Origin of the sequence: Candidatus Nanosynbacter lyticus (genome assembly GCF_030253515.1) — a bacterium.
Taxonomy (GTDB): domain Bacteria; phylum Patescibacteriota; class Saccharimonadia; order Saccharimonadales; family Saccharimonadaceae; genus Nanosynbacter; species Nanosynbacter lyticus_A.
In genome coordinates this window covers 720,732-733,003 of record NZ_CP124549.1, presented here as the reverse complement: position 1 = coordinate 733,003, position 12,272 = coordinate 720,732, and the positions used below count along the sequence as shown (strand labels likewise).

Annotated in this window: 16 protein-coding genes and 2 tRNA genes; 14 read left to right on the top strand and 4 right to left on the bottom strand. The window is 52.6% G+C overall.

Going from position 1 to position 12,272, the window contains the following annotated elements:
- Window positions 1-24 precede the first annotated feature (24 nt).
- Complete coding sequence (locus NLML1_RS03990) at window positions 25-945, top strand: magnesium transporter CorA family protein (RefSeq protein ID WP_285441492.1); 921 nt, start codon at window positions 25-27, stop codon at window positions 943-945.
- A 363-nt stretch (window positions 946-1,308) separates the two neighbouring features.
- Here the strand turns inward: NLML1_RS03990 and NLML1_RS03985 are convergent, their stop codons facing one another.
- A complete protein-coding gene (locus NLML1_RS03985; protein WP_285441491.1) occupies window positions 1,309-2,010 on the bottom strand; it encodes a DsbA family protein in 702 nt (233 codons plus the stop codon).
- Window positions 2,011-2,065: 55 nt separating this feature from the next.
- On the opposite strand from NLML1_RS03985, the gene NLML1_RS03980 reads away from it, so the two are divergent.
- On the top strand, window positions 2,066-3,091 hold the full coding sequence (locus tag NLML1_RS03980) for a CBS domain-containing protein (protein WP_171279579.1): 1,026 nt from the start codon (window positions 2,066-2,068) through the stop codon (window positions 3,089-3,091).
- Window positions 3,092-3,118: 27 nt separating this feature from the next.
- On the top strand, window positions 3,119-3,976 hold the full coding sequence (locus tag NLML1_RS03975; protein WP_285441490.1) for a PH domain-containing protein: 858 nt from the start codon (window positions 3,119-3,121) through the stop codon (window positions 3,974-3,976).
- A 16-nt stretch (window positions 3,977-3,992) separates the two neighbouring features.
- On the opposite strand, the gene NLML1_RS03970 is transcribed toward NLML1_RS03975, so the two are convergent.
- On the bottom strand, window positions 3,993-4,385 hold the full coding sequence (locus NLML1_RS03970) for a type II secretion system protein (protein WP_285441489.1): 393 nt from the start codon (window positions 4,383-4,385) through the stop codon (window positions 3,993-3,995).
- A 165-nt stretch (window positions 4,386-4,550) separates the two neighbouring features.
- Here NLML1_RS03970 and recA point away from each other — a divergent pair, with 165 nt between their 5' ends.
- From recA to NLML1_RS03955, 3 genes are read left to right on the top strand one after another with little or no spacing between them, the layout of a single operon-like run.
- Complete coding sequence (recA, locus tag NLML1_RS03965; RefSeq protein ID WP_404979374.1) at window positions 4,551-5,543, top strand: recombinase RecA; 993 nt, start codon at window positions 4,551-4,553, stop codon at window positions 5,541-5,543.
- Complete coding sequence (locus NLML1_RS03960; RefSeq protein ID WP_285441487.1) at window positions 5,543-6,067, top strand: 2'-5' RNA ligase family protein; 525 nt, start codon at window positions 5,543-5,545, stop codon at window positions 6,065-6,067. Before recA ends, NLML1_RS03960 begins: the two co-directional genes overlap by 1 nt.
- Before the next feature lie 45 nt (window positions 6,068-6,112).
- A complete protein-coding gene (locus tag NLML1_RS03955; protein WP_285441486.1) occupies window positions 6,113-6,772 on the top strand; it encodes a regulatory protein RecX in 660 nt (219 codons plus the stop codon).
- Between the two features lie 15 nt (window positions 6,773-6,787).
- On the opposite strand, the gene NLML1_RS03950 is transcribed toward NLML1_RS03955, so the two are convergent.
- Window positions 6,788-8,053, bottom strand: coding sequence for a Mur ligase domain-containing protein (locus NLML1_RS03950; protein ID WP_285441485.1), 1,266 nt, complete (start codon window positions 8,051-8,053; stop codon window positions 6,788-6,790).
- Window positions 8,054-8,134: 81 nt separating this feature from the next.
- Here NLML1_RS03950 and NLML1_RS03945 point away from each other — a divergent pair, with 81 nt between their 5' ends.
- The 5 genes from NLML1_RS03945 (at window position 8,135) to NLML1_RS03925 (ending at window position 10,352) form a co-directional block, all read left to right on the top strand.
- Window positions 8,135-8,797, top strand: coding sequence for a hypothetical protein (locus NLML1_RS03945; protein WP_285441484.1), 663 nt, complete (start codon window positions 8,135-8,137; stop codon window positions 8,795-8,797).
- A gap of 63 nt (window positions 8,798-8,860) precedes the next feature.
- Window positions 8,861-9,067, top strand: a complete 207-nt coding sequence (locus NLML1_RS03940; protein ID WP_138077665.1) for a hypothetical protein — start codon at window positions 8,861-8,863, stop codon at window positions 9,065-9,067.
- A gap of 152 nt (window positions 9,068-9,219) precedes the next feature.
- Complete coding sequence (locus NLML1_RS03935) at window positions 9,220-9,585, top strand: hypothetical protein (RefSeq protein WP_285441483.1); 366 nt, start codon at window positions 9,220-9,222, stop codon at window positions 9,583-9,585.
- A gap of 66 nt (window positions 9,586-9,651) precedes the next feature.
- Window positions 9,652-9,727, top strand: a tRNA-Ile gene (locus tag NLML1_RS03930).
- A gap of 154 nt (window positions 9,728-9,881) precedes the next feature.
- A complete protein-coding gene (locus NLML1_RS03925; RefSeq protein ID WP_285441482.1) occupies window positions 9,882-10,352 on the top strand; it encodes a hypothetical protein in 471 nt (156 codons plus the stop codon).
- A gap of 1 nt (window position 10,353) precedes the next feature.
- Here NLML1_RS03925 and NLML1_RS03920 read toward each other — a convergent pair whose 3' ends face one another.
- On the bottom strand, window positions 10,354-10,596 hold the full coding sequence (locus NLML1_RS03920; RefSeq protein WP_285441481.1) for a hypothetical protein: 243 nt from the start codon (window positions 10,594-10,596) through the stop codon (window positions 10,354-10,356).
- Between the two features lie 588 nt (window positions 10,597-11,184).
- Between NLML1_RS03920 and NLML1_RS03915 the strand changes: the two genes are divergently transcribed.
- The 3 genes from NLML1_RS03915 (at window position 11,185) to NLML1_RS03905 (ending at window position 12,268) form a co-directional block, all read left to right on the top strand.
- Window positions 11,185-11,625: a hypothetical protein gene (locus NLML1_RS03915; protein WP_171278779.1), complete on the top strand. Its 441-nt coding sequence runs from the start codon at window positions 11,185-11,187 to the stop codon at window positions 11,623-11,625.
- 28 nt (window positions 11,626-11,653) lie between these two features.
- Window positions 11,654-11,730: transfer RNA gene (locus tag NLML1_RS03910), tRNA-Met, on the top strand.
- Window positions 11,731-11,860: 130 nt separating this feature from the next.
- Window positions 11,861-12,268 carry a hypothetical protein gene (locus NLML1_RS03905; protein WP_285441480.1) on the top strand — a complete coding sequence of 136 codons (408 nt, stop codon included), beginning with the start codon at window positions 11,861-11,863 and terminating at the stop codon, window positions 12,266-12,268.
- Window positions 12,269-12,272: the final 4 nt, after the last annotated feature.

The window sequence follows — 12,272 nt, the reverse complement described above, 5'->3', positions numbered from 1 at the left end:
GTTTTCTGGGGTATAATCTTTCTCATGACGGTGGGCTACTTTGAGCGGCGATGTATGGGTGATTCGTTGGGGCGAACGCATCAGTTTCATCGTGGCGTGTGGGCGCATGTCAGCGGCACGCTATGTCCAAGCGAACTCGCCGAGCAGTTTGGTCTCGATGAAAATATCGTCCGTGACGCGGCCGATCTGCGCGAGCTGCCGCGGATGGAATATAGTGGCGGTATTGAGTATGTTTTTGTACGGCTGCCGCTGGTTCGGGATGATACGGTCAAGACTGCGCCGCTACTGGCTGCGGTATCAAAAACCCAGTTTGTAACGATTAATCCTGCCAATAATTTCTCGCCGCAAGCCGCCGAGCCATTCCTCACGACCACGACCGACAAGCCTGGTGCGCTCCTCGCAGCAACTATCGCCTGTGCGGTGGCTGCGTATGAGCAGCAGATCCATGACCTCGCTAGTAATATCGCTGCCGCTAGGCACCGGCTGTCGCGCCACGAGGTGAAAAACGCTGACTTCATCGAGTTTGTGGCCATCGAAGATAGCCTCAATGAATTTCATTCGAGCCTCGAGGGCTTAGCGAGCGTGCTCGGCCAATTAGCGCTTAATCGCCGCGGTCTATTCACAGTGCGCGACCTTGAGGCGCTGGGTGATCTGGTGCTGCACGTCAAGCAATTACTGGTCATGGTTGCCGCCAACAGCCAGACCATCACCAGCATCCAGAACGCCTATTCAACCATTGCCAATAATGTCCTCAACCAGCGGATGAAAGTCTTGACCGCCATCACCATTCTCCTAGCGATCCCGAATGTGTTTTATGGTATGTATGGCATGAATATTACCTTGCCGTTTCAGGGCGAGGCGTGGGCCTATCCGGTGATTACCGGGTTTACGGTGCTGCTCATCGGCATTGTATATATCTTCGCCAAGCGGCTGCGCTTGTTTTGAGGCTGGTATCAGGGGTCAGATCAGGGGTAGACCTGGCTTGACGTTCGTATCAGTCTTTGTTATGATGGCTGATGTGTCTCGCGCCGAAGCATGTCGCTGCTTATCATAAAGTGGGCAATAAAGGTCGAAGCGCGTGAGGCTGCACTAGTACAAAGGAGTACGAAACACATGCCAATAGCAATCAATGTTGTGTCGACCAGTCGGCGCAAAAAGGTCGCAGTGGATGTGGTGCCTGCCAAATGGCAAACATACATAGCACAATAAGTGCGCCTGTCCTACAAAGGGACGGCATAAAAATCACCCCACAGGCACCGGGGTGATTTTTGCATTGGGTTTGTTTCGGTCAGTGGTTTTGGCTTGAGGTTAGCTTTTTGCTTTATCAACTGCGACGCCGGCTTTTTTCAGGGCGTCTTTGACGGCGTTTTCGATAGAGCTAGCGTCACCGAGGTTAAGCTTGTTGCCATTGATGAAAAAGGTTGGTGTGCCATCAATTTGTAACTGTCGCCCGACCGCCACGTCAAAGTCAATTTTCTTCGTGACAGCACCGGAGGCTAGGTCAGCATTGAATTTATCGACATTCAGGCCCAGCTGCTTGGCGTAGCCACTGAAGACGTCGGTGCGTTCTTTGGCGCGGGCATTACTCCATGCGCCTTGGTTGGTGTAGAGTAGATCGTGCATTTCCCAGAACTTACCCTGCAGCCCAGCTGCCTCGGCGACCGCCGCCGCCGCTCGGGCGTTTGGATGGAGCGACGGGATTGGATAATTACGAAAGACCAGCGCGACGTGATCCTTGTATTTCTCGGCTACGCGCTTGGCTTCTGGTGCGGCAGTGCGGCAGCCCGGGCACTGGTAGTCACCGTATTCAATCATCACAACTTTGCCATTAGTGTTGCCGATAGTGTGCTCACCGATGTCGCCAGTGCGTGCTTCGGCCGGCATAACGCGCAGGGCGGCGTCGCGCGAGATATCACTGACATTCAAGCGATTCTGTGTTGACAGATAAATCATACCGCCGACGACAGCCGCGACAACGATTGCAAAGATAGCCCAGGTTTTTCCGTTCATACTTCCTCCAAATTAACTCTGGCTATTATAGCATAAAAAGTATACAATGAACAGCATGAGCGATATTTTGCTAGGAATCCTGTATGTGGTGGTGCTGATATTGCTCGTAATGGTCATGGGCGTCCATCCGCAGGCCTCGTCACACAGTAAGTTCGAGCTGCAGCGGCGAGCACGTCGTGGTGATCAGGATGCGCAGCATCTGTTAAAGCGGCATGCGCTGATGCGGGATATTTTCTCATTGCAGCGGGTGATCGCAGCGGTGCTGCTGGTGACACTCAGTGTCATCGGTGTGGAGTTGTTTCATTGGCTACTGGGTATTATTATCTCGCTAGTGATCGCATTGGAGATAGGAGCAGTGGCGCGGATTTCATTATGGCAGCAATATTCTCAGCGGCTTTACGAGCGGTATGAGGGGCGAATTTTGGTGCTGATCGAGAAGTTTCCGACGTTATTTGCGATGATTCGCTCGGTGGCGCCAATGCCCAATGACGGCTATGATATTGAGTCGAAAGAAGAGCTCGTCACTATGGTCGAGCAGGCAGGTGAGGCGCTCAGTCGGGATGAGAAAAAGATGGTCATCGGCGTGCTGTCGTTTGATACGGTGCCGGTCAAGGAAGTGATGACGCCGCGTAGCGTGATTGATACGGTGGATCAGGACGAGGTATTGGGCCCACTGGTGCTGGACGCGCTGCACAAGACTGGGCATAGCCGCTTTCCGGTGACCAAGGGCGATATTGATCATGTGGTAGGGGTGCTATACATTCAGGATTTATTGACAATTAACCGTTCGTCGACGAGCAAGCGGGCACGAACCGTCATGGAGAAAAAGGTGTATTATATCCGCGAGGATCAGACATTGCAGCACGCGCTGGCGGCGTTTTTGCGAGTGCGGCATCACTTGTTCATCGTGGTGAATGAGTTTCGCGAGACGGTTGGTATCGTCAGCCTGGAGGATGTGATTGAGCGGATGCTGGGGCATAAGATCATTGACGAGTTTGATGCGCACGAGGATCTGCGGCGGGTGGCGCAGCGTAATCCACGCCATAACAATCGGACAAAACATGCCCGTGACGTCGCATAATCCGGCCGATATGCTATACTAGAACTAATGAATCCGAACCAGACTAACCCTGAGCCTGACTATACCCAGCCGGTTGCTTATGATTCTGACGGTCGGCCGTTGTATCATCATCCGCCGGCTGCCGCGACACCGCCACCGGTGACGACCGCGCCACCGATTGAGCCACAGCCAACCTCGCACGTTACCATCCAGCCAGAGATGATCGAGGGGCAAAACTTCAATCCACAGATTCGTGCCCAATACGCTAACGAACCAAATGTTGTTCATGCGGCGCGGCCGCTTGAGCCGATCGTTCCCGCAGTCAGCCCAGAGACTAAGGCGCGCCACGACCAGTCCGTTCGTGACTATCCGCAGCTCAATCTCAGCGAGGGCGAGTATGTCATCCTCGACATCAAGCGCCACCCGATCGGCATGGTTATCCCGACGGCCATCACCCTCCTGTTGGTCGTGGTGCTACTGGTATTTGCGGCCTCGTTCTCGTCGCTCACCGCTAATATTCCGCTGTTTCCGGCGGTGAATCCGGGGGCAGTGCTGGGTATTGCGCTGCTGCTCGTTGCCTTGGTGGTGCTTGGCGGCGCGATCACCCTGTGGGTGTATTTACAGAATCATTTTTTCATGACGAATGAAAGCGTCATCCAGGAAATCCAACAGAGCCTCTTCGTTCGGCACGAGCAGACAGTTAGCCTCGGTAGTATCGAGGACGCTAGCTTTTTCCAGGCTGGCATCGCCCAGACGATCTTTAACTACGGCACCATTCGCCTCAGTACTGAGGGTGAGGAGACGACTTATATTTTTCATTACGTGGCCAACCCCAAGCACCAGGTTGCCATCCTCAACAACGCCATTGAGGCCTTCAAAAACGGCCGGCCAGTCTGTTACGATTAGTTTGGCTACAATTTAGTTATTTGTGGCGGCTGTCTTTGACGAAATCTGCCTCGCCATCAAGCATGGCCCTGAGCGAATATGATTTGCATTTACCGCTTTGGCAATTAGTCGGCTCGTAGCGATAGGCGCTGCCATTATCGCCCAGCTTTTTACCACTCGGATCTGTGAGTAGCTCCTTATCCATGGTCGGTAGTGTCTCGTCGGTAATTTTTTCCGGATAGGAGCCGTGCTGCTTGTAATAGGCTTCTTCGAGGCTGTAATGCATGGCGTTAATGGCGGTTTTTTTCCGGTCGTTTTGATGCTCGCGTTGAATCGTCACCAGCTGGGTGAAGGCCACCGCTGTGGCTACGCCGAGAAATATAATTGCTACCAGCACCTCAATCACCGTAAAGCCTGCTTGTCGTTTCATGTTGTCCATTATAGCAAAGTTTCACTGCTCGTGGTAGGCGCTTGATTTATGGTATACTATACAGCATAAGATAACGGAGGGAGAGGTATGGCTAGCACAGCGAAAACCGATGACAAACATCAAACAGACGCCGCAACTGGCACAGCTCAGGCGCCAGAGAAAAAGATTGATGATGGGAAATTGAAAGCGCTGGGTCTGGCAATGGATCAGATCACCAAGCAGTTTGGTGACGGGTCAATCATGAAGCTCGGCGAGGCGCACAAAGTTGATGTTGAAGTGATCCCATCGGGTTCGCTGAGCCTCGATTTGGCGCTGGGTGGCGGTTACCCGAAGGGGCGCATCATTGAGATTTACGGTCCGGAGAGTTCGGGTAAGACAACTTTGACATTGCACGCCATCGCCGAAATCCAAAAGCAGGGCGGTACGGCAGCGTTCATCGATGCTGAGCACGCGCTCGACCCGGCCTACGCCAAGCGCCTAGGCGTGGATACCGAAAATCTGTTGGTATCGCAGCCAGACAACGGTGAGCAGGCGCTGGAAATTACTGAAACCTTGGTACGCTCAAACGCGGTGGATCTGATTGTGGTTGACTCGGTGGCGGCGCTGACGCCGCAAGCGGAAATTGACGGTGATATGGGTGATTCGCACATGGGGTTGCAGGCACGGCTGATGAGCCAGGCGCTGCGTAAATTGACTGGTATCATCAACAAATCGAAAGCCACGGTGATTTTCATTAACCAAATTCGCATGAAAATTGGTGTGATGTTTGGTAATCCTGAGACCACGACGGGCGGTAACGCGCTGAAGTTTTACGCTTCGCAGCGGGTGGATATTCGCCGGATTGGGCAGATCAAGGTTGGTGACGATATCCTCGGTAACCGCACCAAGATCAAGGTGGTGAAAAATAAGATTGCGCCGCCATTTCGCATCGCTGAGTTTGACATTATGTATAACGAAGGCATTAGTAAAACTGGTGATATTCTGGATTTGGCAGCCACGCACGGCATTGTTGAAAAATCTGGCGCCTTTTACAAATATAACGGCGAGACCATTGGTCAAGGCCGTGATAAAACTAAGTTGTATCTGAAAGAACATCCTGAGGTTCTGGCGGAAGTTGACCAGAAGGTTCGGGAGAAAGTAAAAGAAGGAGAAAACTAATGCGCGCAGCAGAAACCGCATATCCAGTCGAAAAACATATGGCATCAGTCAGCCTCGTCTTTGATGATAAGCAGAATGCGTATCTTCGAGAGCTGTCAGAAAAAATGAATCTTGACTTTGGTGAGTTTATCCCACACGTGACACTGATTAACGTGACCGAGCAGGACATGCCACGCCTCAAGTCGGCCGCTGTGGCACTACCTGTCCTCGATAAGTTGGTGCTTGACGGTGTTAATTTCTTACCAGACGAGGCTGGTAACTGTGTTTGGGTTGAGCTACGCACGCAGAAAAATGCCTGGATGGCTGAGGCGCGTCAGCAATTGCTCGCAGCGCTGGATGGTATTCACCCAGGGCTGGATGTTGATGGGTTCCGCCCGCACATCACGCTTGGTTGCGTCGAGGCCGGTACGCTGGACGACGTTAATATGAGCGCTATTCCAGGGCAACTACCGGTCATCACCGAGCCGCGTGCTGCTGCTTGCTACAACGGCGTGCATGGTAAGGTTGTCGAAGTAGTCGAGTAGCCTCTGCTAGTAGTTAGCCTAGCGGCTTCGCGGTATAATAGCTTCATGAAAATCACTGACATCTCTCTCCAAACTCGCGATAACAACCGCGTTAACGTGAGTGTTGATGGCAAATACCGCTTTAGCCTCGATGTCTTTCAGGTGGGCGAGCTCGGACTGAAGGTCGGGCGCGAATATACCGACGACGAATTGACAGCGCTAGAGGACGAGAGCCAGTTTGGTAAGTTGTACGCCCGGGCTATGGAGTATTGCTTGATGCGGCCGCGCTCGGTTAAAGAGCTGCGCGATTATCTGTGGCGTAAAACCAGGCCGACTAAGAAACGCTCGCCAAAGACTGGCAAAATTACTGAGCGTCCGGGTGTGAAGCCGGAAATTACCGAGCGGGTGCTGGCGCGGCTGATCGAGAAACAGTACCTCGACGATGAGAAGTTTGCCCGCTTTTGGTTGGAACATCGATTTATGCAAAAGGGCACTAGTGTTAGGCGGCTAAAATTAGAGTTAGCGCAAAAGGGGATTGACCGCGAGACGATAGAGCAACTAATCAGCGAAAATATCCGCTCTGATGACGAGGAACTGCAAAAAATTATCGCTAAAAAACGCCACAAATACGCTGGCGATCAGCAGAAATTTATGGCTTATCTAGCCCGTCAAGGATTTTCGTATGACGATATCCGGGTGGCGCTTGGTGGCAAGTCTGACGAATAGGCTGGCTACTTGTGATCAAGCGCTGCGGCCTAACTGCTCGCGCAGCCATCCGTCGATTGTTCCGGCACCCATACCGAGTACCAGCGCACCGCGTGCTCGCTGCTGCTCAATTACCTGCCACAGCACCTCATCCAACTGCGCGATATGCACCTTGTCCGTCGTGAATTGGCGCGTTAATTCCTCCGGCGTGAGCACCGGCAGGCTTGGGTCTTCGCGGGTCAAGTACGTCGGCAGCCAATATATCTCGCTGGCATGTGCAAAAATCTCATCAGTGTAGCGTTCACGAACCTCGTGCTGGCGAATATTTTGGTGCGGCTGGTAGACGAGCACCACGCGGTCATTTAGTTCATGAGCCAGCTGCAACGTGGCGGCAATCTCCGACGGATGGTGGCCATAGTCGGTGTAGAGATTGTCGGCCAGTTTTTCAAAGCGCCGGCCGGTGCCCGGAAAGGCATTGAGCGCCGCGATAATCGCCTCAGCCTCAATCTTAAGGGCAGCCGCCTCTCGCACCAGCATTACCGCCCGTGCTGCCAGCGTGCCGTTACGCCGGTTGTGTTCGCCAGCCAGCGTCATTTGTGGATCAGTCTGTTCAAGTACCGTTACATTGGCTGGAGTAAATACCTCCGCATCCTCTCGCCACGTGATCACCTGCGTCGACTGCTCGCCAAATTGCCGAAACGCCGCTCGGTAATCATCTGGCGTCGGAAAGGTGTCGGGATGGTCATAATCAACTGAGGTGATGAGGCTTAGCCACGGCGAAAAGTGGAGGAAATTGCGGTCAAATTCATCGCATTCATACACCAAAAACTGACTGGCCGGATCAAACCGACCGCTTGGGCCAAAACTAAGCGTCGAGCCAACCAGGTAGCTCACCGGCACGCCGAGTTGCTGCAACGTCCACACCAGCATGCCAGTCGTCGTCGTCTTGCCGTGCGTACCGGTGACGGCGATGAGCTTGAGCTGCTTGTCAGCGATAATCTGAGCGAGGAGCTCATCACGCTTGCTGGTGCGAATCCCCAGCTGCCTGGCCAGTGCCAACTCTGGATGATCCGCTGGCAGGGCCGCCGTATAGACAAACCAGTCAAAGGGCTCCCGCTGATGTTCGCTACGTAAAAACTCGCCTGACTGATCAAACGACACCGTGATGCCGGCTCGCCTGAGCGCCTCCGTCATCAAGCCGGCCGCTCGGTCAGAGCCACAGACCTCGTGCCCAGCGCTGATGGCCATTTCTGCTAGTGGCCCGATCGCCACGCCACCAATTCCCGAAAAATAAATTCTCATAGCGTCATTATACCACTGACGCCATCCCCGTGTCGCATTCACCCAGCATCTTTGGTATAATGGACTTGAGAAAGGTGGGGAATGGCAGATAAGCGAGGCACGCGTCGGGCGATCCGGCGGCTAGAAGAAATCAAGACATGGCAGCTGGTCATTTTGCTAGTGATGGCGTCGTTTATCAGTGCGACATTCCTCAGGCTAAATAATATCGGCATGATCGAGCGCCGTGACGCCGTCATCAATGCTGACAAGGAGGGCGACGAGGGCACGCTGGAGCGGCGGGTGTATGACTTGCAGCGCTATGTGGTCGCGCACATGAACGCCGATCCGGGACGCATCGCGCTGGAGCACTCATACAAGCGGGCCTACGAGGCGGCCTGGAAAGAATTTGAGTCAAAGTCAGCCTCTCGTTCCAGCAACGACACGGTCGCCAAAGTTCGCCAAGTATGCGACGCTCGAGCACAGGCTGGTGGTTGGGGGCGATTTTATGCTACGGCCGACCCGCGCTACGTCAGCTGCATCAATGATGAATGGGCGAAGTACCCGGCCGCCTCGTCGCTTGACCTCAAATTTACGCCGCCATCCACTGCGCCGTATTATCAGACATTTGTACCGCCGCTCTGGTCATCGGACTTGGCGGGCTGGTCATTGGTGGTAACAGGGGTAATTATGCTGATTATCATTGCTCGGCTGGTGGCGTTAGCGGTATTGAAACTGCTGCTTCGGTATCGTCAAAAACCGCTTTAGGCTTGACAGGGGTTAACAGAGGCGCTAATCTAGAATAGTATAGTACTAACAGGAGGTATACGAATGGCTTATAAGCACACAAACTCAAAAGGCATTACATACTACTTGCATAAAACCGAAGTCACGCTGCGCGGTGGCAAAACGCAGACAATTTATTTTTTCGCCAAGGTTGAAAAGAACGCCAAGGGCGAGCCATGCGACTTGCCAGATGACCGGATCGTTACCGAAAACCCACGCAATGGCTTTTTGACGATCAAAAAGAAGAAATAAGCACTTGCATTATACACCTGGTTACCGGTACAATAGTATCAAACAAACAGGTGCCTCAAAGACTCTCGCTCATGCGGGAGTCTTTTTGTGGTGAAGCATTGAGGCACTGAGATAGTATTGCTTTTATAGGCAAAATGTGATATTTACTAATTATGAGTGAACTATCGCAGACTGGTGAGCGGGGCCGTGAATTGACCGCGGAGGAGTGGGAGAAGGTTGATGAACTTGTCGATAAAATGGGCTGGCCATATTATAAAGCGCGATTGGCACTTGGGCTTGAACCGCCGGCTGATCAGAACGCCCATGCGGTTGATGAGCGACTATCTGATCAGAATATCCCCGCGGATAAGAAACCGCAACCACAACCTCGGCGCCGTTATTTTGCAGCGTTTGATACACGTACGCAACAAGCCCATGAAGCATCAGGACAGGGTCCGTTAACCGAGGAACAAAAACAGACAAATAGGGACGGAATTGCAATGGCGCGCGCTGCCCTCGGGAAGGCACGAGCAGCTTGACGGTCGGTAGTGGGGGAATTGACGGCACTTCTCACTTGGCTGTTTTTACGGTATAATATCGCTCATGGGGGTGTAGCTCAGCGGTTAGAGCAGCGGGCTCATAACCTGTTGGTCGCTGGTTCGATCCCAGCCACCCCCACCAAAAGTGTCATGTTAGAACCTCCGGCCATTGGTCGGAGGTTTTTGGTTTTGTCAGGGGTCGTGACGCCACCCCTTCAAGCGCAACCACTTCCGGAAGTATCTTGGTAAAAGCATCTATGTGAGTTAAAATCGTCTCTAGGAGAATACATAAGTCGATGCACTTGAGAACAAACTTGCAGTGGGCGGAACGCCCGTTTGGTGAGCCAGAGCGCCCGTTTAGTCGAGAACGAAGTCTCGTGGCTGCGCTCGATGTTGAGTGGACAAAGAATTTCCGGGTTCGGGGAGCATCAAAACCGTTTTGCTACTCATGGGCCATCATTGACCTTGCACATGTTGATTCGTTGGAGGATCAGAGCCTACTTGAATTTGGGTTCAAGTCAGTCTATCTGGAATCGGAAGACGAGGTGCCGCGGCTTCTGGAGATGATCGAGTCAGATATCGCTTCCTCGCGGACATTGTCCGGCGTGACCTTTGCGGGCCACCAACTCTGTGCCGATTTGTCAGTACTGAAACGATCGTCGCCAATTGCAATGGGATGTCGGTGGCTGCGAGGCACTGCTATTGTCCGTCATGGAGGGTGGGGAGACATTGGTCTGGTTGACTGTCCCTACCGGACTTACGCCTAGTCTACTTGCGTCGAGGGGTAATGATGTAGGCAGCAATCATTGCTTGATCAAGGAGGTTTGTTGAGGCGGCTCTTGCAAGCGCTAGCGCTAGCGCATGTGGTGTTCCGCGCATCTCTGCAAGGATTTCTCGTCTTCTTTCCTCAACCACGCGCTTGACCCCTGGCGGCACTGGATCACCACGCAAGTTGTCAGGGATCGGGGGTAGTTCCTGTAACATTTCTTCGACAGTGGGAGCTTCTGTCATCTCAAAGCCATCCTCTTCTGGGCTTTTCATTAGTTTACTAACTAATGTTAAGCAGGTTGCGCATGCTCTTTTTCTGAGGATGCTCCTGCCTGAAGCTGCCGGCTCTTCATTCCTTGGTTCCTCCTAATTTTTAACCATTCATGCTACAATCAAGTATTATGACGGAGCATTTATATCCAGATCAGTCATCAGTACAAGAACAGCAGGTGGCGCCAGCAGACGGAGAGGTTGAGACAGTGGCATGCGAGTGGTGTGGGTGGTCTCTGTGCAATAGACAGCTCGGGAAGAGAGCCTTGAAAATGGACGCAGAGGAGGCGCCTAAAGTGCCAAAACGACGGTTTGAGACACCCGAGGAAATGCTACGCGATTTCTCTCGAAGAAACCCTGAAAGGGCGGCTCAGATTCGAAATAAATTCTCTCCCGCATGGGATCTTGGCGAACGGGAGCGTATTGGCGATGACTGGAATTTACCCACTATCGACGATAGGCTATGGGAAACATATCGTAAAAATCGTCTGAACGACCACTCATCTTGACTAACCCCACCCAACCCCTCATAATATAGCCATAACTTCTGATAAAACCAACATGAACATGCTGAAACTCAAACGATTTTGGTACCACGTGCGTCACGATTATTTGACGCTGAATAATGTTGTGGTTGCGGCGGCGGCGCTGATCGCGCTGAGTTGGGCGTGGGGGTCGATCGAGTCGATGCAGCGCAATTATGAACTGCAACAGATGGTCGATCAAAAAAAGTACCAGCTGACGGTCGAGAAATTGCGTACCGAGCTGCTAGCATACGAGTCAAAATATTATGAAAGTGACGAATACCTCGATCTCGCAGTGCGCCAGCGCCTGGGCCGTGGCTCGCCTGGCGAAAAGCTGCTGATCGTGCCGTCAACCGACGCGGCCAAGCAGCAACCGACTGCCCATAATACGCCGCAAAAGCAACCGACCAGTAACTTCCAGCAGTGGATTAATTTCCTCTTTGGTGCGCGGCGAACGAGTCAGAACTTGCAAAAATAATTCGTGTTTGCTAAGATGGACAATGTGCCGCGGGGTAGAGCAGCCTGGTAGCTCGTTTGGCTCATAACCAAAAGGTCGTAGGTTCAAATCCTACCCCCGCAACCATGTTTATTGATTTTTCGGCCTCATGAGTTGAGGTCGTTTTTGTTTTTGATACATGTGAAGTCGTGGTGTAAATTGGCTGCGGTAGCCTACGTCTAGCCTTTTTGATCTGGCCGTGTTATATTAGGGCATTATGACAGAGCACTTTAATCCAGCGTCTCAACCTACCGATAAGTTGCCAGTAGACCACCAGTCGGAGGATAAGACGAATAGAGAGATGGGCTCAAAAGAAAACACACGAGATGCAGTATGTAGGGGGGGCGGTCAGTGGTGCACGTGTGCAAAGGAGCTTGAGGAACTAGCAAGAGAGGCGGTCGAACAGCACACCCCGCCCGATATGCGGGATGACTCGCTGCTAGACCTGAAACAACCGTTAGCAATTCCGCCAGAAACAAGGTTTTGGTCACAAGATACTCCCGAAAAGAAACTGCGAGATGGCATGCGCGGTAAGGACGGCGAATTTATGGTTGCCAGAATGCACTGGATACTTAGCGGTCTCCATGATGCGCTTGAGGCACGTCGTAATGATGGCGAGCGGTAGCCAT